We start from the raw sequence: 21400 nt of genomic DNA, 5'->3' as shown, positions 1-21400 counted from the left end.
TTGAGTCGCGTGTAGAGCAATTGGCTTGCCTGATGTTTTGGACCAGTGAGGAGGCAGTGTAGCGCATTGACCTCTGAGTTCGGATCGATGCAGGTCGTGGCAGCGAGGGAGCCGGGAGCAAAGCAACTGGCTTCCCTCACTGCCGAGTGGTCGAAGTAACCGTCTGACCACCGGAAAGGTGTGGAAAGAATGAAAAGACACGTAGCAGGGCTTGCCGTCCTCGCCATGCAGGTAATCATCGCGGGGCCGCCTGTGGCTTCTGCCCAGGTGGCGAACCAGCAGGGAGCTTCACCATCTTTTGGCTCCATCAACACGCCTCGTCCGATCAATCCCGCCACGGACTCGACGAATCCGAGTGCGCGCGCAACGCAATCGCTGAACCCTTATCTAGGGAGCGCCAGCGACGGCAAGGTCGTGAATGGAGTGCTCACACTGAGCTTGGCCGATGCGATTGCGCGGGGAGAGAAATACAATCTGGGGCTCATCGACGATCAACAGACCGATGCACGCACACGCGCACAGCGTGAGCACGCACTGGCCGCATTGCTCCCTCAAATCTCCGCCCGCGCAGAGCAAGACTTTGAGCAGTTGAGCTTCCAGCAGATCGGTATCAAGCTGCCGAAGAGCGCAGGCATTGTCCTCCCGCCAACCAGCGGTGCCTTCGGATACTCCGAGGCGCGGATTCAAGCAGAGTCTCCCGTCGTCAACTTCCGCCTGCTCGATAAATACAAACAGCAAAAGAAGCTTGAGCAAGCTTCACTCCTGAGCACGACGGATGCGCGCGACGTGGTCGCCTTCGCTGTTGGCGCCGCTTATTTCCAAGTCGTCGCCAGTCAGGCCCGTTTGGTCGCAGCACAAACTGCGGAGACCGCTGCCGCAGAACTCAACCGGCAGGTTGAGGATCAGTTCAAGTCCGAGGTGTCGCCGGAGATTGATGCGTTGAAGGCACGGGTCGAACTCAGTACAGCAAAGCAGCGCGTCGTAAACGCGACCAATGACTTGGAAAAAGACAAGCTCACACTAGATCGTGTGGCTGGCATTCCCTTGGAGCAGCAGTGGAAGCCAAGCGGACTTTATGATGCGACCGTATCTACGACTCCAGAGCCGGCGTCTTCGACCACCACGCAATCGCGTTCCGATCTTGCGAGCCTGAAGCAAGAGGTTTCGGCCGCAGAGTTTGGCGTCCGGTCGGCTCATGCCGAGCGCCTTCCCGAGATCTCCTTCGCTGGCACCTACGGCGGCGGGGGTCAAAATCCGGCGAACTACAACCAGGTCTACTCCGTGCAAGGCAGCATCAGTGTGTCGATCTTCACCAGCGGACGCATCCGGTCAGATGTCCATGAAGCGGAAGCCAACCTCATACAACGGCGTGCCGAATACCTCGACCTTCAGGGGCGTGTGGACTATGACATTCGGACAGCTCGACTCGATGTGCATGCGTCAACTTCAGCGGTCAAGGTCGCGTTAGACAACCGCAAGCTCGCCAACAAAGCGCTCGAACAGTCGGAAGATCGCTTCAAGAATGGCGTTACCAACTATCTCGAAGTTCTCCAAGCCCAACAAGCGCAAGAAGCCGCAAACGATAACTACGTTGCCAGCATGTTCTCGCTGAATGTGGCGAAGATGGCCCTGGCACGCGCTCTTGGCTCCGCAGAGTCCCATCTCGGTGAACTCTTCGGATCGAACTGAACTTCTACCTAGACATTATTGGAGGCAGATATGGTTACAGCAACGACAACTCCTTCCTCGCAGGCCGCAGCGATAGACCATGAGGGAGGCAACTCTAAGAAGTCCTTCAAGAAAGTATTGGGAATTGCGGTTCTCGTCATCATCGCCGTGGTCGCATTCGGCTATTGGCTCTGGGCACGGCAATTTGAGGACACCGACGATGCTCAGGTAGACGGACACTTCGCGCAACTCAGCACGCGCATAACCGGCACCGTCACCTACGTCAATCCGGCTATCGAGAACGACAGAACGGTGACAGCTGGTACGCTGCTCATCGAACTTGATCCGCGTGACTATGCAGCTGCGTTGGCCCACGCAAAGGCCGTGGTCGAAGCGAAGCAGGCTCAGGTGGATGCTGCAAACCTCCAAGTTCCAATCACAGACGCGGCAGCCTTCAGCCAACTCCATCTCGCCCAGGCCTCGAAGCAAGAAGCTCTCGCAAGTGTTTCTTCTGCCCAGGCCGAGCTCACGGCAGCACAGCACCGGGTCGTCATGGACAAAGTTGTTGCTGACCGGGCGGAACGTGACCGGGTTCGCTACGAAGCTCTGGTAGAGAAGCGTGAGATTTCTCGTTCGTTCTACGACGCGCGTGCGACCGAAGCCGCTGCCAGTGCACAGACGCTGGCAGCCGACCAGGCCGCAGTCGCAGCCGCAGAGCAGAAGGTTGCACAGCAGCAGAGCCTTGTCACGCAGCGAGACGCACAGATCGCAAGCGCGCGTACTGCCCCGCAGCAGACCTCTGACGCCCGCGCGCGCCTCGCTGCCGCACAGGGCGAGCTCGATCTGGCGAAAGCCGACGAGCAGACCGCTGAGCTGAACCTGAGCTATACCAAGATTTATGCGCCTGTGAGCGGCGTAGTCGGGCACAAGACAGTAGAGCTTGGTCATCGCATCCAGCCCGGCCAAACTCTGCTGACCGTAGTGCCGGTGGACGACATTTGGATCACCGCGAATTTCAAAGAGACGCAGCTTCGCGAGATGAAGCCAGGGCAGCATGTGACCATCCACGTCGACACGTTCGGTAATGACTATAGCGGCACGGTCGAAGACATGGCCGGGGCTTCTGGACCGCTCTTCAGCTTGTTTCCTCCTGAGAACGCCAGCGGTAACTACGTAAAGATCGTTCAACGCTTTCCGATTCGTATTCACATCGAGCCAGGTCAGGACCCTGGACACAATCTCCGTCCCGGTATGTCCGTGGAAGCAACCGTCCGTGTGCGCTAGGACGCCAGTCCGTGCCTGAAGGAGATACTTTGATGGAGTCCGCAAATGCAACTCTGGCAGAGAAAGACACTCAGCCATCGGCCCCTGTAATCAATCCTTGGTTCATAGCGGTCACCGTGACGATCGCCGCGTTCATGGAATTACTCGATACTTCTATTGCCAACGTCGCGTTGCCGTACATCGGAGGCGGACTCGGGCGTAGCTACGACGAGGTGACGTGGATTCTTACTACGTACCTCGTGGCGAACGCGGTCGTCCTGCCGATGACCGCATGGCTGAGCCGCTTGATGGGACGTAAACGGTATTACCTGCTTTGCGTCATTATGTTCAGCGTCTCTTCGCTCTTCTGTGGGCTGGCCCCTTCTCTTGGTTTCATGCTCTTCTGGAGAATCATCCAAGGCATCGGCGGAGGCGGACTTGCTCCAGTTGCACAGTCGATCCTCGTAGACACCTTTCCACCAGCAAAACGCGCCGCGGCGTTTGCTGTCTTCACAGTGGTAATCGTGACAGCCCCAGCCGTTGGTCCCGTACTCGGTGGTTGGATCACAGACAACTACACATGGCGATGGATCTTCTTCATCAACGTTCCTGTGGGTCTGCTGTCGCTTTACCTCTCCAATAAGCTGATTCATGATCCGGGGGCCTACACGGCGGAACGCCTAGAGGCCAAGGCTGCAGGAAAGATGTCGATCGACACGATTGGCATCGTGCTCATCACTTTGGCCTCCGGTGCTCTTGAAGTTTCTCTGGACCGTGGGCAGATCGACGATTGGTTCGGCAGCCGTTTCATCACCACGATGATCCTTATCGCGGTGACTGGTTGGATTGGGACAGTCTTATGGGAGCTTTACATTGACGAACCCATCATCGACTTTCGGGTTCTCAAGAGTCCGAACTTCGCCATCGCCAGCGGTTTGTTCTTTGTCTTTGGGGTCGGACTTTTCGGCTCGACCACTCTTATCCCACAGTTGCTCCAGTCCCTCTACGGCTATCGAGCAGTGGACGCCGGACTCGTACTTGGTCCCGGTGCACTGGTAATTACCTTGCTCGCACCCATCTCGGCGCAGCTCTTACAACGGCATCTCATCACGGCGAAGACCCTGTTGCTAGCGAGCTTGGTCTTCATCGCCGCCGCAATGTTCATCTACAGCGACATGAATCTCGATACAAATGGGGCACACTATGGATGGATTCGTGCGTTGCAGGGACTTGGCTATGGTCTTTTCCTCGTGCCCGTCAACATGATCGCGTATTCGCAGCTCAAACCGGATCAGAACAATAAGGCTTCGAGCCTTACGAATCTCTTCAGAAATTGGGGAGGCAGCTTTGGCATCGCGTTCGTGACGACGGCAGCAGAGCGTCGGGCCAACCTGCATCAACTCAATCTTGGATCGAGGCTGGGTGATAGTTCCCACGCTATCCATGACGGCTCTACGACGGTGATTGATCGGCTGATGCACTTTGGCCTCACCAGTGCGGATGCGGGTCCTGCATCCCTCGGTGTGGTTTACCGTGAGCTTCTACAGCAGAGTCAATTCCTGGCCTTCATGGATTGCTTCCGCGTGTTTGCCTGGGTGACGGTCGGCATGATTCCCGTGGCGATCCTTATCCGGAAGTTCACGGCGAGTGGAGCTCCCTCAGCAGGACACTAGCACTGCGCTAGTCTCATGCGAAGTTCAGTGATTCACAGGAGAAGTGAGTCCGACGCGCAGATCAGAATCAATGCCTTGTTGGACAGCGCTCGCTCGGGGAACTTGCAAAAAAATTCCGATCGGTCGAAAAATATGAACCGTTTAGCGTATGACCGTGCTCTAAGTATCCAGGAGGGCACAAAACATGCCGACGCAAAAGAAAGTTGCACTGATCTCAGGTGCTAATCGTGGAATTGGGTTCGAGACGGCCCGGCAGCTTGGACAAAAAGGCGTACTTGTACTGGTGGGAGCCAGGGAGCTGAAGGCCGCACAGGCCGCTGCCGCAACGCTTACCGCCGAAGGAATCGAAGCTTTGCCCTTGGCTTTCGATGTGAACAGTGAAGCAGACCGCAAAGCGGCGGCGAGCTTTATTGCAGAGAAGTTTGGCGCACTCGACATCCTGATTAATAACGCCGGCGTGGGTGGAGAAGGTGGCATTCTCAATCCGCACACCAGCAGTACGACCGATCAGGAATTCCAGAACGTGTTCCGCACCAATGTCCTGTCGGTCGTCGCCGTCACGCGCGAACTGTTGCCACTGTTGAAGAAGAGCGAAGCAGGCCGCATCGTCAATGTGTCGAGCATTCTCGGTTCGCTGACGCTCCAGGCAGCACCAAACAGTCCCATCGCTCCGATGAAGGCGTTTGCCTATAACGCATCGAAGACCGCTGTAAATGCGTTCACGATTCACCTCGCAGCGGAGCTGAAAGATTCGAACATCAAGGTGAACTCAGCGCACCCAGGTTGGGTGAAGACGGACCTCGGTACGCAGCACGCGCAGCTTGAGGTGTCGGAGGGCGCAAAGACGAGTGTCGATCTCGCATTGCTTGGACCTGACGGTCCGACAGGCAAGTTCATCCACGCTGGTTCCGAACTGCCTTGGTAGAAGCGGCTTAAGACAACACGATGCGATGGGCACGGCGACTGCGAACAAAATGTTGGTCGCCGTGCCAAGGGGTCAAGTCTATTCACGGGGCGTCGTCATGAGCAAAGGAACACAAACCCGAGAGCGCATCATCGCCAAAGCAGCCACTTTGTTCAACCAAAAGGGCTTCGACGGCTGTTCCATGCAGGACATTGGTGCAGCAACCGGCCTTGAGAAAGGGACCCTGTACGGACACTTTCATTCCAAAGAAGAGCTTTCGTTAGCGGCCTTCGACCACGCGTGGGGAGAAACAGTGCGTGATCGGTTAGAGGGTGTAGAGGCATTGCCTGGAGTGATCGACAGGCTACTCCTGCATGTCCGGAACTTTACGACGCATACACCATTGCCCGGAGGCTGTCCCTTGATGAACACGATCATCGACGCTGACGACGGGAATCAGGCATTGCTTGGAAAAGCTAATCAGGCGCTTGTCGGATGGAGAGCGTATCTGCAACGGGAACTTCGCGAGGGACAGAAGCGCGGGGAGCTCAAAGCGGAGTTCGACCCGGACGGTGTCACTGCCGTACTGATGTCACTGCTTGAAGGGGCAATGGCATTGGAACGTATAGACGCCGCTGGGCGGTATCTCGAAAAGGCGGCAGACCATATGGCCATCACCCTCAAGCAATTGGTTCCTGCGGCTGAAGACCGCAGCGTTGTTCAGAATTAGAGGAGAAACACAATGCAGACTCGGAGAACTTTTCTCACAACTACCGGCGCCGCCGCGATACTCTCGGCCACGGCAACAATAGGACTACAGCCTGCGGTCGCGGAAGCTATGGCCGTCGGCCAGCAAAGGCAGGATTTGGACCCCAAGGGGCAAGCTGTCACATCGCCTACCCTCTTCGCTCAGACATCCAAGGAGAAGTACGCCTACCGTCGATTTGGAAAGAAGGGCGGTATTCCGCTCCTGTTGCTGCAACACTTCATCGGCACGCTTGATAACTGGGACCCAGCACTCACCTCTGCATTGGCTACTGAGCATGACGTGATTCTCTTCGACAACGCTGGGATCGGAAAGTCGAGCGGAAGTGTGCCGACGACAGTCGCGGCTATGGCACAGCACGCTCTTGCTTTTCTCGATGCACTGCAGATCCCTAGTTGCGACGTGCTTGGCTTCTCTCTGGGCGGAGCAGTCGCGCAGCAGATGGTGCTTGATCGTCCGACAGTCTTTCGCAAGATCATTCTTGCAGGTACCTCGCCGCGCGGCGGCGAAGACGTAATGCGGCTCGACAAACCATCTGTCGGTAAGTACTTCCAAGATCCGAATCTGAAGGGTTACCAAATCCTCCAGAAGATCTTTTTCACCCCTTCAGCGAAGAGCCAAGCCGCAGGCCAGGCCTTCATCGATCGTCTGATGCTTCGCGGAGCAGATCGCGATCCCGTCTCTGGTCCAGAGATCGCGCAGGCTCAGATGGCGGCTTTCCGCGAGTGGGATCAACCCCATGGCGAACGCTTTGCAGAACTCAAAGCAATTCAACAGCCGACATTGGTTGTGAACGGCGTGGACGATCAGCTCATCGCAATTAAGAACTCGTATGCGCTCGTGGAGAACCTGCCTGACGCTACATTGCTCGTCTACCCGGATTCCGGTCACGGTGCCATCTTTCAGTGGCACGAAGCCTTCGCACGCCAGGCAAATCTCTTTCTGGCGTCGAAGTCGGAGTCCGCAGCTTACTGACAAACCGCATCGGAGTTCAGAAGGTCTGGACTCCGGTCACGCCGATATCACGGTTGACGGCTAACGGATGGATGGTATCGGAGCAGATCGTAAAAGAGAAGCTTCCTCCATATGAACAGCGGGGCTACTGCCGTTCTTTCAACAGAAGCGCGAGAGGGCTAAGAGGTCCCAATGGAATGAGGTCGAAAGACATCAGCTTCGCCTGTCCCAAAGGAAGCCGCTCCAACAGGGTTCGAGCTTCATCCACAGAGGAAACATTAAGGAGGAAGACAACGCCACGACCATCGGTTCGAACATACCATTGATCGATCTTGCCAGCCAGATAGAGTCGGACGGTGTCAGGCACTTCACGCGTCATGATGCCTTTCCGCTGATCTTCGGTCAGAGGCGCGCTCAACTTACCGAGGGCAAGAACTTTGGTCGTCGGTACAGAAGGCAAATTCGCTGGACTTTGACCAGAGGCATTTACGGAACTCATTGGTAGAAGGGCCAGAGCCAAACCTAAGAACACTCGTCGCATGATGCTCCTCCATGGGAAGCATGTCCTGGCAAGCTGCAGACGGACTGTCCCAGACAGATTTTAGCGTATATGCATACGCCAACACTACTGATTGTTTGTAGAAAGAAATCGAGGTATCGCAATGAAGCAAACCTTTCTTGTCACTGGTTCGACTGGATCCACTGGACGCGCAACCGTTCGCAATCTCTTGGAGCGCGGCGCCTCCGTCAGGGCGTTCGTTCATCGTGAGGACGAGCGCTCGGAAGCGCTGCATAGCCTCGGGGCCGAGGTCGTCGTCGGCAACCTTCTCGATTTTGCATCGGTGCGCTCGGCGCTTGACGGAGTAGACGGTGCCTACTTCGTCTATCCTATCCTGCCTGGCATCCTGCAAGTGACTTCCTATTTTGCTCAAGCAGCAAAGGAAGTCAATCTCAAGGTTGTTGTGAACATGTCTCAGCTGTCTGCGCGTAGAGAGGCTAAAAGTCACGCGGCTCAGGATCATTGGATCGCAGAACAAGTGTTCAACTGGTCTGCGATTCCTGTGACTCATTTGCGCCCCACGCTTTTTGCGGAATGGGCACTGTACTGGGCGAAGCAGATCAAAACGGGAGTTCTTGCGTTGCCATTTGGCACAGGTCGACACGCGCCCATTGCAGCCGAAGATCAGGCGCGAGTGATTACGGAAATACTGCTCAAGCCGGCTGAGCATCTGGGCAAAGTCTATCCGCTCTACGGAGAGAAGGAGTACACGTTTGCCGAAATCACCGCAGAGATCGGTAAGGTGCTTGGCCAGCCGCTGGAGTATCGGCAGATTGATGCATTCCACCTTAAGGCGTTGGCAACCGGAGCCGCGGCTGGAGAACACGAAGGCACGCTAGAAAAGCGTGCCGATGACACTCTCTGGCAGCACTTTCAGGAGATCGCTGTTGACCACCAGAACGGCATCTTTGCCGGTACGGATAACGTCGTGGAGCGCATCACAGGGAAAGCCCCCATCAGCCTTCCAGAGTTTCTTCGACAAAACATTGCTTCTCTGAAGCGGTAACCGTAGAAGTGTGCGAGTCGAGTTGGAGCGTTTCGTTCTGAAACGTCCCGATCTCTCAAACAAAAGTTCCGCAGTGGTATGGCATCGACAAGCTAGGCCACTCCTAACTACGAAGTAAGCCGCCTGAATAAGGCAACGGAAGAGGAGAGCACATGAAATACCGTGAACACCGTATCCAGCAGGAAAAGGGAATGCTAAACGTCAGAGACTATGGAGGCGAAGGTGAAGCCTACGTTGGCCTTCACGGATTCCCCGACAACCTTCACATCTTCGACGAGTGGGCTCCACTCATGGCAGAAGCCGGAAAGAGAGTCGTCACATTCGACTTCTTCGGTTTTGGCGGCTCAGACAAGTCCCCAAAGATGGAGTACAGTTTCGATCAGCAAATGGCAGATGTCAAGGCATTAGCGGATGCTCTTGGCTTGGACAAGATCATTCCCGTAGGCCACGATGCAGGCGGCTCCGTGGCGATCAACTTTGCCCTAAACTACCCGGAACGGGTCGCCGAGGTTTATCTGTTGAACTGCTTCTATGGCAGCGCACCTACTCTCAGGCTCCCGGAACTGATCGAGTTGTTTGCGACCGGAAGCCTGTCTGGCCTCTCTCGCGCTATCCTGTCGGACCCAGCACAGATGGGATGGCTTCTTGACTTTCAAGGCAAACAATTCAAGGCGCACCTGCCAACCGCTCAGGCAGCTCACTTCGATAAATCACTGATGCCGATCGTCGCTGAGAACTTCATGCAAAAGGAAAGCGCAGGTCCCGCTTTTGCAACGATGACAGCAGCGGTCTTTGCTGAGGTGAAGCGCAACGACGAGCGCCTGGCGTCCGTACAGGGATTGGCTGTGCCCTTCCGCCTCATCTGGGGGCAGTTTGATCCTTACCTCAATATTGAAGTGGCACAGGATTTGCTGTCCAAGCTGCCTCACTCTTCACTCGTAACGCTACCTGCTGGACACTGGCCACAGATCGATGATCCTGAAGCGGTAGCAAACGCCATGCTCTCCGCAGAAGATATTCGGGCCTAGCCGCTGGCTTAAGGTGAAAGGCTGCAAGCTCGCGGTGAAGCGCGCGGCTTGCAGCCACAGTCATATGTCAACGTTTTCATCAAGCGGGATGAGCTTCATTGCCGAGCCGGTACAAGGGACCGGTGGTTCGAACTGTCATTCAGAACAGGGGACTTCAGGAGGCGACGCCGATAACTCCCGGCAGATCACTCAAGTCGAGGGCGCCAAACATGGCTGAATACATCACCATCACACTGAAGCGGGCTGCGGTCGTGCTTGCAGACGAATTGGACTATCCACGAGCTGCTGAAAAGTTGAACATCTCGTGTGCCGAGTTGCGGGAACAAATCTCTGCGCTCGAGGCACAGCTCTGCCTGCATATCTTCACATCCAGGGAGAGAGGAATAGAGCTAACAGAAGAGGGCCAGATTCTCATCAGAGCTTTTCGCGAAGCTGCGGTGTCGCATCACCGGATTGTGCAATAGGGCGACGAGGTTAGGCCGACTCGAATCCGTGGGCCGCAAGAGACTCCTCGTCAACTTCGCCGGAGAACAGCGGGCATGAGTCATTGAAGACGAAAGATTCCAGCGCTTCACCTTCAGACAGCCCAACGAGCCCGAGTGCGTTCAGGGTTGCAATCATCTCGGTTCGGTTCTCGAACTGACGAACACGCATCGTCCCTTTCGTCCACTTTCCCCAAATGACCACGTGCAGGCCATTCTCAGCTGGGAATATCACTAGCTTCACCTGCATCAGATTCGCTCTCCGCCCGAGCCCTCCAGGGGATTTCGGGCCGTCCGTGCATAGATTTTGGGCAGCCTGGCCGAATGTTCAGCGGGCTCAGGATACCCAATTGCCTGAGCTGATGTCATCAGCCCCATACGGACGACACATGCTCCGCAAGTATTATAAGCAGCGCGTAATATACTTGCGATGCCACAGTGAGGTGTGGCGTCATCTTCAAAGAACAATCCGGGGCTCGATCCTTCTGCGGCGTTCGGTCAATTGCTGCGGAAGCATCGGTTACGGCTGAAGATGAGCCAGGAAGCCCTTGCAGCTAAATCCGGCTACGAAAGGGCCTTCATCAGTCTTATTGAATTGGGGAAGACCAACCCATCTTTGAGAAGCATCTTCGACATCTGCAGCTCGCTCTCGATCAAGCCGTCAGTCTTCATTCGTGAAGTCGAAAAGCTCGCGAGCTTTGAATTGCCGACACCTAGGTAGTGATAGGGACCTGCCGAGCCGCTGACTTGAGCTTGGCGGACACCGGAATCAGACGATCTTGAAGTTGAGTTCCCGCAGGAACTCGAAGTCGCTGAGACAACGAACTCCGAAGGCTTTGCAAACATCTGGAACGCGACGGTTCGCACGCTGCTTGCTTGGTGCCGATACTTCGCGCGATACAACGGTGATCCCACTTGGATCGGCATATGCATATGCGATTAAGAAGGGATCTTGCCCAATCTCCTCGATTTCAGAGTCATTGAGGTCAGGCGCATACCCGTTGGCAATCACAGAATTGAGATGTACGGGATTGGTTTGTTGCTGAAGCAGCATACTCGCAGAGACATTCGAATCCGTGAGCCAATCATGGAGCAGACCAACAGAAACCGCAATTTCGTTATAAATCTCATATGGGACTTTGACTGTGCCACTGTCTCCCTGAGCTTGTAGCCAGGTCCAGAACTGGGGAATCCGATCGATTGGATAGTAGTCTTCGTGGGCACGGATTAGGACGTTTGCGTCGAGCAGGTAGAGCAAGGTTTAGCGAGCCCCCATTGCGACGAGTCCTGGGGATGACTTCTCATAGCGTCGAATCAGCGGTTCAACAGATGAAGGCTTCACTCCCAGAACTCGCGCTGCCCGTGTATGTGTCAGGCGGTTCTCTCGGAGCGTCCGACGTACGACGTCTACAAGCGCTTCGCCGAGTCGACTCTGCTTCACGACGTAATAGCTAGGACCACCTTCTTTGAGCTGATTCGCTGCCCGCGTGCTTTCTTTAACGGAAGCCCACCGCTTAGCGTAGATGGTTGCGAGTTCGCGATATGTCCCGGTTGAAATCCAGCCAAGACGCTTCAGGCGAAAAGCGACAAGCGGCTCACTCACAAGCCAGTTCTTTGCGACCGTCTCGATGTAGCGAGACGCAGCAAGAGTCGTACCGTTGTTCAGTTCACTGGGCCGCCGATCGGCAAATGTCGTCGGAAGCAGGACGAGTCCTGCAACATCATTACAAAATTGCTCGATACGACCGATGTCGGAGTTGTCTCGCACGGACTCAGGAGTACCGCTTACTCCGGTCTGGCCCAGCAGGATATGTACGAGTTCGTGAACAAGCGTAAAGGAGCGGGCGGTGCGTGCGTCGTGATCGTTGATGACAATGAACGGAGCAACCGGATCGGCCACGGCAAAACCACGGAACACGTCTTCGGTCAGGGTCGAGTGGTGCGAGCCGAGATCGCCCGTCAGCAGTACAAAGACCCCCACGCTCTCCACCGCCGAACGGAGCCTTTTGAAATACTCGTCCGGGGTTGTTCCCCAGTTCGAACGAACTTGGGGGATGTGAAGCAGAGCAGACACACGATCTGCCACCGTCTGAGCGCTCTCCGTGAGACGAGAAGAACCAACGAAGGCTTTGGGCGCAGCTTCATCGAGGTCTTCGAGGAGGTCTCGGACAATCTCCTGGCGAGCCTTGAGGTCACGGAGAAGCGCATCGAGAAGAGCATTGTCCCTTGCGCTCACTTCATTGCCGGTCGAGCGGAAGTCCTCACCCCGAGGCGCTTTCTTCGGAGGTTCAGCCATATAGAACGCAAGGAGCGGGCGGCGATAGATTTTCGCTATTTTGTTGAGCTGCGTTCGCGTAGGACGCCGGGCGCCACGTTCCAGCTCGAGGAGCTTGTCCGTCCCGCTCGCCTCCTTGGAATCGCCGAGTGCGAGCTTCTTCGCAGCATCCTGCACGTCTAGGCCCGCAGACTCACGTGCCCATACAAGGATCGCCGGATTGACTTGTTCTTCAAGGCGCATATCGAATCTTCGGCACAACCATACCGTCAAAACCAGTATATGAAGCTTCGGTTCTATGCGGCTGAGTCATCTCCGACCGAGCGCCTCAAAAAGCAACGAACCCCCGTCCTGAAGGGCACGAACGTGGGTTCGATAAGGGTTCGATAAAGCTTACTCAGGGCTCCGAAACTGCCGTTGGACGCCAACCGTGCCCAATGATTACAATGGGTTACGGCGTCCGGGGTCCCTTTCACGGCGGTAACACGGGTTCGAATCCCGTCGGGGACGCCAATAAAATCAACAACTTGTGAGTGCGAATCGTATCGAATTTAGTCCATACCGAATCACATACCGAATATCGAGTTTCGGATGGCTCACGCGGGGTCGTACAGACTCCACCATCGAAACCCCCGGTACACCCCAAAGCAGGCTCAAAAGCGGCGTAACCCCCACCCCGCAGTGCGAGCGTAGCAAGTCAATCGGGGTATACCCGTATATCGTGCAAACGCTATGCTTGAGCAGTGACTATTGCAAAGGTTTCCTTAGACTGCAAGAACATACGAGATTGGGAGTCGTTTCATAGCGAGTTTGCTCAAGTCTTCGGTTTCCCTGCGTTCTATGGCAGGAACATGGACGCTTGGATCGACTGTATGACTTCGCTCGACGCCCCGGAAGATGGCATGTCGAACGTTCATTGTGAACCCGGCAAGGTTCTCACGCTTGAGTTGGCGAACGTGGCAAGCTTTGCTGTTCGATGCCCGGCGCAATAAGGCGCTGATCGAGTGCGCTGCTTTCGTAAATTGGCGAAGGCTGGAGGTCGGCTCTCCGTCTGTCCTCGCACTGAGCTTTTGGTACACGCGGGAATCTTGAGATGAACTCTCAAGGGAGAATGAACTGTGTCTTGGCTTCGACGCCTATTTTCTGACAGCAATAAGACGGAAGAACAGCACTCTGGGAAGGAACTCAAAGCCATCCCGACGGTTGCGTTTGACCCGGCATTGGTGACGGAGACAGTCAAAAGCGACCTGCGAAAGAACGTTCAATCGCTCGGCTTGCCAAAGAAGCATGTCGAAGCGATTTATCAGGCGGCTTTGCGCTCTGTCTCTGTGGGAAGAGATTTGCACCTACTTTCTAAAGCGCTAATGGAAATCGCTGGAATGACACGCGGGCAAGCCGGGCAGGTTGCTTTGTCTCTGAATGACAAGGCTACGGCCATGATTGAACAAGAGCGGCGGGGTTCTCTTGGCATCACTCACGCCATCTGGATGTACGCGGCTCCGTGCATGAACGATCCTCATAACCCTTCTGAGTCGGACGTGCAGCGTGACGCTGCCCATCGTGCGGCGAACGGCAAGAAGTACGAAATCAGCAAAGGCATGTATTTGAACGGCAAGTGGACGCGCCCAAGAGTAGAAGATGGCTGCAAATGCGTCTCAAGGTCGGTTATGCCGTGGTCATAGCTTCCGCATACTTTCGCGGGTTGATTTTGCTTGCACGGCGAATCGACCTGCGTTAGCTTCCTCAGAGCGCGGTCGCGCGATTCTTCCCATGTGTCACCCTTCGCAGTCGCGAAGCGGGTTAGAGCCAGTCGGCAATACCCGGATCAAGAACCATCACTTTGATTCGAGGTTTTGCTATGCCCCAAGTACAAATTGCTGACGTAGTTGTTCCCGCAGAGTTCACGGCCTATCAGGTCGAGAACAGCATGGTGAACACAGCCCTTTTTCAGTCCGGCGTTCTCTCGCGCAACGGAGCCATCGAAGCCCAGCTACAAGCTGGTGCCGAGAGCTTCACCGTGCCTTTCTGGGCAGACCTTGCCGACACGGAAGCGGACATCACGAACGACGATCCAACCATCCTCAGCACCCCGCAGAAGGTCACGGCGAACAAGCAGAACGTCCGCAAGTCCTTCCTTCACCAGTCATGGTCAGAAATGAGCCTTGCCAGCGAGCTTTCGGGCAGCGATGCGCTGGCACGAATTCAAGACCGTGTTTCGGCCTATTGGGATCGTCAGTTCAGCAAGCGCCTTATCGCGAGCTTGCAAGGCGTACTCGCCAACAATGTCGCGAACAACGCTGGCGATATGGTCGTGGACATTTCCGGCAATGCAGGCGCAGCAGCGCAGTTCAATGGTGATGCTGTCATTGACACGGCCATCACTATGGGCGACCGCCTGAGCGACTTCAAAGCGATTGCCATGCACAGCTATGTCTATTCGCAAGCACTGAAGAACAATGATATCGAGTTCTTCAAACCGAGCGAGAACGGGTTGGAGATTGCCACCTATAAGGGAATGGGCGTCATCGTAGACGATGAGCTTACCCCGGCCAATGGCGTCTACACAACGATCCTGCTTGGCTATGGTGCGGTTGGCTTTGCTGCCAGCGAACCGCGAACGGGCTTCGGCACTGAGCTTTGGCGCGCTCCCGCAGCAGGTAACGGCGGTGGCCAGTCGGTACTGCATAGCCGGTTCAATGTCGGTTTGCATCCGCTTGGCTTCGCATGGAGCGATGCAACGGGAACGGCCAACGCGATTGTTGGCGATTCCCCGAGCATCGCGGAGCTTGCCAACGGAGCGCACTGGACGCGCGTAGTCGCCCAGCGCAAGAGCGTTCCTCTGGCCTTCCTCATCAGCAAGTAAGCAAGTTTCCCGACCGTCCTCGGGACTAGGGGGAGAGCGCGGGGCCGCGCTCTTCCTCATTTTGGAGCAATCGTTATGGGTGCCATCAAACCAGCCCCGCGAAACATAGGCGCAGAAGTTCGAACGCTCGCCGCTTGCGGCTTCACAAAGCAAGGCGTAGCGCAGCACTTCGGCGTGTCGCTTCCTACGCTGAATCGGTGGATGGAAGAAGACGGGGAAATGCAAGAGTCTTTCAACGCTGGGCGTGAGGATGAGCGCCAGGCTCTGCATAACGCTCTGTACAAGCGAGCGATTGAAAAGGGCGATACCGTGGCGTCCATCTTCCTGCTCAAGTCGCGGCATGGCTACAGGGAAGGCGATCAAAGCGACCAATCAAACAAGGTCGCCATCGTGTTCAACCTGCCGGGTGCGATGAAGTCCACGGATTACAGGGCAAGCGGGGTCGTGGTTGGCACGATGGAAGGGAGCATCGAAGATGGAGACGCAAGAGCTACAGCTAAACGACTTCCAAGCTAGGCTGATGGCCGTGCCGGAAGACTTCGACGTGTTCCTTGGCGGTGGGCGTGGCGGTGGCAAAAGCTGGGCGCTCGCATACCTAGCCCTTCGGCATGTCGAGCAGTACGGCGACCGCGCGAGAATTCTCTATCTTCGCAAGAGCTACAAGGGCTTGGCCGATTTCGAGTTGGTGACGCGCGAGCTATTTGGGATGGTCTATGGAACGGCTGCCAAGTACAACGCTGCCGAACACGTCTGGAGGTTCCCGAACGGCGGTTACATGGAGCTTGGCCAACTTGAAACGCCAGCAGACTATACCAAGTACCAAGGCCGCAGCTTCACCTTGCTTATGGTCGATGAAGCCGGCCAGTATAGCGACCCTTCGCTATTGGACATGATGCGCTCAAACCTGCGCGGCTATAAGAAAATACCCATTCGCATGGTGATTGCTGCAAACCCCGGCGGCGCTGGCCATTCATGGCTAGCGGCAAGGTACGTCTTCCAAGCAGCACCTTGGGAACCGTTCCTAGAGAGCAAGAGCAAGCGGCAATGGGTCTACTGTCCATCTACCTTCTCAGCAAACAACATGATTGACCGCAAGCAGTACCGCGACCAACTGGAAAGTTCATGCCCGGACGATCCAGAACTTTTGAGAGCGTGGGTGGATGGTGATTGGGCAATCAACAGAGGCGCGTATTTTGCAAGCTGCCTGTCTGAAGAGCGAAACGCCGTAGATCCTTGGAAAGAGCTTCCCGACGGCTGGGAAAGTTACATCGCGCATGACTTTGGAAGCGCTGCACCCAGCGTTACATACCTAGTCGCGCGTTCCCCCGGCGACATGTACGAGGGCAAGTGGTACTCGCGCGGTTCATTGATCTTGGTAGATGAGTTCGCAACAAACAAGCCCGGCAATCTGAGCCAAGGTCTAGGCTGGAACGCGACCCAGCTTGCCGAGGCAATCAAGATCGAGATATGTGACAGATGGAAGTGTGCGCCCTACGGCTTTGGTGACGATGCCATGTTCGCTAAAACAGGTTCATCCAAAGGCAGCATCGCAGATGAGTTCCGAGCTTCCGGCATATACCTAACACCTGCCCAGAAAGGCGACCGCATACAAGGCTGGCTGAAGATGAAACGGCTGTTGGCCGATGCTGGCAAGCTCGATAAACCCGGCTTGTATATCAGTCGAGCTTGCAGGTATTGGTGGCAAACTGTTCCTAGCCTGCCGTATGACATAAAGCGAGTTGAAGATTTGGATTCGTCTGCGCCGGATCATGCCGCCGACGCCACGCGCTACGGAATCTTGGGGCAGACCATAGCGCGTGAAGTGGCGGTGAGTTTCAGCGGTTGGTAGAGCGAAGCCCGAAGCTCATCGCGGGCTTCGCAGGGGCTTGTGGCGCGTCCGCTGCGCTCTGGTGGCTCGTCGAGTGTCCTGTGCTCCCCGCGCCCCCGCCAGAGGCTTTGCTGATGCGAGTGATTGACGCTAGTTCCTTCAGAGAAGCATCGTCAGAAGTAGCAAGATGCTTGCTCAGACTCGACCATTCCGGCGTGACTTCCTTCCCATCCTTGGCCTGTACTGGCTCACCAGCTTGATTGAGCAATACCAGACGCCCATCCTTCATTTCGGCCTTGAACGCAGCGTTGAACGCTGAAAGCCAAAGGCCGGGAGTTGCACTGGACTCAGAAGCCAACTCTTTCAATGGAAGGCCGACCGTCATCTCGTGGATGGTCGCCTGTGCGGTCGTAAGGCTGGCCTTGCTTGTGTCGAGTTCAGCGACTAGCGCCTTTATCTTCTCGCCACGCTCATGCTTGGCACGGAGCAAGTCCGCGTTGGTTTCGCGGAGCTTGGTCAATTCAGCTTGCAAGCTCTCGATGGTTGGTTCTGTCTGTTGGCTCATTTCGTCGCCTTCTTTCGCTTAGGTTGGGTGATTGCTTCGGGGATGCTGCCGTCTATGCGACCGCCACGGTACGGAAAACCGCCGACGGACACTGTGGGTTTGTTCGCGGCGTTCTTCGCTGCCTGTTCCTGCAACGTTGCGAAGCGGTTTTGTACACCCGCGTAATCGCCGCTTTGATATTCCTTGCTCTGCTGAATCAACTCGAATAGCTCTTCTTCTTCGAAGGTCAGAAGGAACGGAAGCCTCTCTGCAAGCGCGATGAAGCGTTCGGCCTCATGGATCGACCACAGTTCCTTAGCTATATCCATGAGTGCGACTTGCTTGCCGCCTCCGGCAATGCGAACTGAATCGAGATGGGTGGCAACGGCGGCTTCAATCAGGTTTGAGAGCGTTCGGCGCTCTTGCCGTGCTGCGATCCCTGCTAAGTAGCGAAGCCTTGGTTCAAAGCGGATGTTGAGGTTTTCTGAGCGTGTTGGCTTGGTGCTGTTCTCTTTCATCGGTATCTCCCGACTGCAAAATAACCCAAGTGCAAATTTTCTGCAAGAAAAATGTTGACATATTTTGAGGGTGCCGTTACCGTCGCCCAAGTCCTCTACGGACGGACTCGAAACCCTACGGAGTTACAGCATGAATCACCTAGCAAGCCATATCAAAACGCCAATAACCATCACGGTTGAAGAGGCATTGAAGCTAACGGGCATCGGCCAGACATTCTTCTATGAATTGCTGGCAGATGGAAGCGTGGCTTCTTACAAACTCGGCAAACGCCGGTTAGTGGACTACGCCAGTTTGCGGAACTTCATAACCAGCCAACCAACCGGACAACTCACAGCCAAGCAGTAACTACACCAGACCACTCATAAGGACACGCCATGATTGACGACGTTTATAAACTCTGCCCCCCGCTCTTCAGCCTGAACGCACTGCGCGTTGATTCGCCCAGCAAGCAAAACCGCGAAGCACAACGGCGTGATGCCGAGTTCTTCAAAGCCAACCCGCGCCGCCGTCTGCATCTGCGCGAAGCGATCCCCGATGAGTTCGACTTGCAACTGAGCATTGGCGAATGGTTGGGCGTTCCCGTTCTCCATGTCCTAGTCATTCAGGTGTTGGCTGCTACCCATTTGGCAATCCCTGTTTACCGTGGCAGACGCTTTTGGAGCGAGAAGCTATCAAGCGATGAAGAAATCGGGCAGGTGCTTACAGAGCAATCTCGCCGCGAAGGTATCGACGTTGGCGAGTGGATGATGTTCGAGCTTGGGCAGAAGCAAGGCACTTCAGATAAGGACATGGTTCACTAATCATGGCAAGCAGTCCCTTTGTTGTAGACACACTACGAAAGCGGCTTTGGGCGAACGGCTTTCGTCCAATCGCTGTCATTACCGATGACAAGCGGCCTATGGGAATGGGTTGGGTTGCGAGAGCGCGTCAGCCCGTTCCTGAAGCTGCTAATCAATGGCCAAATGCACAGGCGCTCTCTACCGGCATCTTGTGTGATGGTTTGGTCGTCGTGGACATAGATGCAGACGATCCAACCATTGCCGCCAGCATCCTAACGCTTGCGCGTCAGCATCTCGGCCTAGCTCCACGGCGCACCCGTGCTAACAGTGCGCGTTGCTTGCTGCTATACCGAGCGGCTGAGGGCGAGCCGCGTAAGCAGACGATCAATAGCGATATGGGTAAGGTCGAAATCCTTGGCTACGGTCAGCAGTTCGTGGCCTTCGGCAACCATACAAGCGGAGTGCCTTACGAATGGGAAGGTGGACACGATCCTTCTACGTTCCCACTTTCCAAGGCTCCGGTCGTCACCCCTGAAGCTGTAGCGGCCTTTGTTGCGTCCGCTGCTGCGTTGCTGGGGGCAGAGGTTGCCGCGATACCCCCGACGCCTCTTGCGGCGTCTGAGGAACAGAAAGCGGGCATGATCGAAATTAGCGATAGCGACCGAGAGTATGCCAGCGCCGCATTGCAGGCAGAAGTAACGAGATTGTCTATGCTTAAACCCGGCAATGGTCGCAACGCGGCACTCAACACAGCCGCTCATAGCATGGGGACGATCATCGGTAATGGCTCGCTTGATCTTGCCGCCGTAGCCAATGCGCTGTTCGAAGCCAGCATTGCGAATGGCCATGTATCGAAGCATGGCGAAGCGCAGACACGCGCCACCATCAAAAGCGGGATCAATGCCGGTATCGGCAAGCCTCGCGCTCTGCCGTCGCAGGGAGGATCAGGGATCGACCTGAGCGGCATTGATTCCGTCCCATTGAAGCAGGGCAAGGACAAGGCCAGGACGAAACGGGGCGTAGAACTCACCAGCATGGCGGAGATCGAAGCCAAACCAATCGAATGGCTATGGGATGGTTACCTGCCGAAAGGCAAGCTCACACTCTTGGCTGGTGACGGCGGTACAGGGAAATCGACCATCGCGTTTAGCCTCGCCGCGACCATCGCGACGGCTGGACAGTGGCCAGATGGAACGCTGTGCAATCGCCACGGGAACGTAATCATCTGGAGTAGTGAGGATGACCCGGCAGACACGATCAAGCCGCGCCTCATGGCGATGGGAGCAGACAGCGCACGTTGCAGCATTATTTCTGGTGCCGTAGATGAGAATGGCCAGCGCCAAGCGTTCGATCCATCCTGCGACATTGACGCCTTGCGCTCGGCAGTTGCCAGTATAGGCGGCGTGTCGCTTCTCATCATTGACCCGATTGTGACGGCGGTACAAGGCGACATGCACAAAGCCAATGATGTACGACGCGGATTGCAAACGATTGTGGACTTCGCCGCCGAAATGAATTGCGCCGTCCTCGGCATCACGCACTTCGCCAAGGGAACGGCAGGCCGCAACTCGGCGGATCGTGTGATTGGCTCGCAGGCGTTCGCCGCGTTCGCTCGCATGGTTTGGGCAGCGGCAAAGGAAGAGGATTCTGACAGGCGTGTATTCACTCGCGCCAAGTCGAACAATAGTCCAGACACAGGGGGCTTCAGTTACATCATCGAACAGGTGGCATTGGCTAACGGGATCACTGCATCGCGCATAGTCTGGGGCGATGCGCTGGAAGGTTCGTCCCGCTCCATTCTGGCAGAGGTCGAGGAAGGGCTATCGAAGGACAACACGCAGCTGGGCAAGGCCGAACGCTTCCTGCTCGAATCGCTGGCGCATGGTCCTGTCCCGCAGAGGGAGCTAATGGAACATGCGCGAGAACTTCACAGCATCTCTGCAAACACGCTGCGACGTGCGAAGGACAAGCTAGGCATTGAGCCACGCAAGAATGGCATGGCCGGTGGCTGGCATTGGCAACTGCCTAATGACCTGCTGAAATTGCAGATACCGGTTGTTCCGGCGATTCCGTACATTCAGTGAGGTTGGGCATCTTCGCAGGCCGGGCGGTCGTGCTTGGGCATCTTCGAGGCTGCTCTGAGGGGTCGTTTTGAGACGCTTCCGTATTACAAGTTATCTTGAGTATCTTCGTAAATAACAAGGGGTTTTATGAGTATCTTCTTTTGGGCATCTTCGAGGCTTGGGTATGTTCGAAGATACCGAAGATGCTGAAGGTACAGGGTAATAG

The 21400-nt window shown here is 55.8% G+C and carries 24 protein-coding genes; 18 read left to right on the top strand and 6 right to left on the bottom strand.

From position 1 onward, the window contains the following. Nucleotides 1–189: 189 nt before the first annotated feature. From PW792_10325 to PW792_10300, 6 genes are all read left to right on the top strand, one after another. The gene (locus tag PW792_10325; protein ID MDE1162325.1) at nt 190–1689 is read left to right on the top strand and encodes a TolC family protein; all 1500 of its coding nucleotides are present in this window, start codon (nt 190–192) and stop codon (nt 1687–1689) included. Nucleotides 1690–1719: 30 nt separating this feature from the next. After that, nucleotides 1720–2952 carry an HlyD family secretion protein gene (locus tag PW792_10320; GenBank protein MDE1162324.1) on the top strand — a complete coding sequence of 411 codons (1233 nt, stop codon included), beginning with the start codon at nt 1720–1722 and terminating at the stop codon, nt 2950–2952. Between the two features lie 32 nt (nt 2953–2984). Further along, nucleotides 2985–4604 carry a DHA2 family efflux MFS transporter permease subunit gene (locus PW792_10315; GenBank protein MDE1162323.1) on the top strand — a complete coding sequence of 540 codons (1620 nt, stop codon included), beginning with the start codon at nt 2985–2987 and terminating at the stop codon, nt 4602–4604. 184 nt (nt 4605–4788) lie between these two features. Continuing rightward, a complete protein-coding gene (locus PW792_10310; GenBank protein MDE1162322.1) occupies nt 4789–5529 on the top strand; it encodes an SDR family oxidoreductase in 741 nt (246 codons plus the stop codon). A gap of 97 nt (nt 5530–5626) precedes the next feature. Beyond that, nucleotides 5627–6238: a TetR/AcrR family transcriptional regulator gene (locus tag PW792_10305; protein ID MDE1162321.1), complete on the top strand. Its 612-nt coding sequence runs from the start codon at nt 5627–5629 to the stop codon at nt 6236–6238. A gap of 12 nt (nt 6239–6250) precedes the next feature. Beyond that, nucleotides 6251–7249: an alpha/beta hydrolase gene (locus PW792_10300; GenBank protein MDE1162320.1), complete on the top strand. Its 999-nt coding sequence runs from the start codon at nt 6251–6253 to the stop codon at nt 7247–7249. A 124-nt stretch (nt 7250–7373) separates the two neighbouring features. Here PW792_10300 and PW792_10295 read toward each other — a convergent pair whose 3' ends face one another. Continuing rightward, complete coding sequence (locus PW792_10295; protein ID MDE1162319.1) at nt 7374–7769, bottom strand: hypothetical protein; 396 nt, start codon at nt 7767–7769, stop codon at nt 7374–7376. A gap of 121 nt (nt 7770–7890) precedes the next feature. Between PW792_10295 and PW792_10290 the strand changes: the two genes are divergently transcribed. From PW792_10290 to PW792_10280, 3 genes are all read left to right on the top strand, one after another. Then, nucleotides 7891–8793: an NmrA family NAD(P)-binding protein gene (locus PW792_10290; protein MDE1162318.1), complete on the top strand. Its 903-nt coding sequence runs from the start codon at nt 7891–7893 to the stop codon at nt 8791–8793. Nucleotides 8794–8984: 191 nt separating this feature from the next. After that, entirely contained in the window at nt 8985–9821 is an 837-nt protein-coding gene (locus PW792_10285; protein MDE1162317.1) for an alpha/beta hydrolase, read from the top strand. A 209-nt stretch (nt 9822–10030) separates the two neighbouring features. Beyond that, nucleotides 10031–10285, top strand: coding sequence for a LysR family transcriptional regulator (locus tag PW792_10280; protein ID MDE1162316.1), 255 nt, complete (start codon nt 10031–10033; stop codon nt 10283–10285). 10 nt (nt 10286–10295) lie between these two features. Here the strand turns inward: PW792_10280 and PW792_10275 are convergent, their stop codons facing one another. Continuing rightward, nucleotides 10296–10553: a hypothetical protein gene (locus tag PW792_10275; GenBank protein ID MDE1162315.1), complete on the bottom strand. Its 258-nt coding sequence runs from the start codon at nt 10551–10553 to the stop codon at nt 10296–10298. A gap of 195 nt (nt 10554–10748) precedes the next feature. Here PW792_10275 and PW792_10270 point away from each other — a divergent pair, with 195 nt between their 5' ends. Next, nucleotides 10749–11024, top strand: coding sequence for a helix-turn-helix transcriptional regulator (locus tag PW792_10270; protein ID MDE1162314.1), 276 nt, complete (start codon nt 10749–10751; stop codon nt 11022–11024). A gap of 48 nt (nt 11025–11072) precedes the next feature. Here the strand turns inward: PW792_10270 and PW792_10265 are convergent, their stop codons facing one another. Both PW792_10265 and PW792_10260 read right to left on the bottom strand, forming a co-directional pair. After that, nucleotides 11073–11561 carry a DUF4411 family protein gene (locus tag PW792_10265; GenBank protein MDE1162313.1) on the bottom strand — a complete coding sequence of 163 codons (489 nt, stop codon included), beginning with the start codon at nt 11559–11561 and terminating at the stop codon, nt 11073–11075. A gap of 3 nt (nt 11562–11564) precedes the next feature. Further along, nucleotides 11565–12821 carry an ImmA/IrrE family metallo-endopeptidase gene (locus PW792_10260; protein ID MDE1162312.1) on the bottom strand — a complete coding sequence of 419 codons (1257 nt, stop codon included), beginning with the start codon at nt 12819–12821 and terminating at the stop codon, nt 11565–11567. A gap of 500 nt (nt 12822–13321) precedes the next feature. Between PW792_10260 and PW792_10255 the strand changes: the two genes are divergently transcribed. The 5 genes from PW792_10255 to PW792_10235 all read left to right on the top strand — a co-directional run bounded on the left by PW792_10255 (nt 13322) and on the right by PW792_10235 (nt 17290). Next, nucleotides 13322–13570 (top strand): barstar family protein, encoded by a 249-nt coding sequence (locus PW792_10255; protein MDE1162311.1) that lies wholly within the window; start codon nt 13322–13324, stop codon nt 13568–13570. A 387-nt stretch (nt 13571–13957) separates the two neighbouring features. Continuing rightward, the gene (locus PW792_10250) at nt 13958–14260 is read left to right on the top strand and encodes a hypothetical protein (GenBank protein MDE1162310.1); all 303 of its coding nucleotides are present in this window, start codon (nt 13958–13960) and stop codon (nt 14258–14260) included. 176 nt (nt 14261–14436) lie between these two features. After that, complete coding sequence (locus PW792_10245) at nt 14437–15441, top strand: major capsid protein (protein MDE1162309.1); 1005 nt, start codon at nt 14437–14439, stop codon at nt 15439–15441. A gap of 75 nt (nt 15442–15516) precedes the next feature. Further along, nucleotides 15517–15957: a hypothetical protein gene (locus PW792_10240; protein MDE1162308.1), complete on the top strand. Its 441-nt coding sequence runs from the start codon at nt 15517–15519 to the stop codon at nt 15955–15957. Beyond that, nucleotides 15917–17290 (top strand): terminase family protein, encoded by a 1374-nt coding sequence (locus tag PW792_10235; protein MDE1162307.1) that lies wholly within the window; start codon nt 15917–15919, stop codon nt 17288–17290. The genes PW792_10240 and PW792_10235 overlap by 41 nt, the downstream gene beginning before the upstream one ends. Here the strand turns inward: PW792_10235 and PW792_10230 are convergent. Both PW792_10230 and PW792_10225 read right to left on the bottom strand, forming a co-directional pair. Next, nucleotides 17277–17834 (bottom strand): hypothetical protein, encoded by a 558-nt coding sequence (locus PW792_10230; protein ID MDE1162306.1) that lies wholly within the window; start codon nt 17832–17834, stop codon nt 17277–17279. The genes PW792_10235 and PW792_10230 overlap by 14 nt on opposite strands. After that, a complete protein-coding gene (locus PW792_10225) occupies nt 17831–18331 on the bottom strand; it encodes a hypothetical protein (GenBank protein ID MDE1162305.1) in 501 nt (166 codons plus the stop codon). Before PW792_10225 ends, PW792_10230 begins: the two co-directional genes overlap by 4 nt. Nucleotides 18332–18461: 130 nt before the next feature. Here PW792_10225 and PW792_10220 point away from each other — a divergent pair, with 130 nt between their 5' ends. Genes PW792_10220 through PW792_10210 form a run of 3 tightly spaced genes read left to right on the top strand, consistent with a single transcriptional unit; the run spans nt 18462 to nt 21195 of the window. Beyond that, complete coding sequence (locus tag PW792_10220) at nt 18462–18677, top strand: excisionase family DNA-binding protein (protein MDE1162304.1); 216 nt, start codon at nt 18462–18464, stop codon at nt 18675–18677. Nucleotides 18678–18706: 29 nt separating this feature from the next. Continuing rightward, a complete protein-coding gene (locus PW792_10215) occupies nt 18707–19132 on the top strand; it encodes a hypothetical protein (protein MDE1162303.1) in 426 nt (141 codons plus the stop codon). Between the two features lie 2 nt (nt 19133–19134). After that, a complete protein-coding gene (locus PW792_10210) occupies nt 19135–21195 on the top strand; it encodes an AAA family ATPase (protein ID MDE1162302.1) in 2061 nt (686 codons plus the stop codon). Nucleotides 21196–21400: the final 205 nt, after the last annotated feature.

Source organism: Acidobacteriaceae bacterium, assembly GCA_028283655.1.
GTDB lineage: Bacteria > Acidobacteriota > Terriglobia > Terriglobales > Acidobacteriaceae > Granulicella.
The sequence above is the reverse complement of the archived record's forward strand: the minus strand, read 5'-3'. Positions and strand labels throughout refer to the sequence as shown.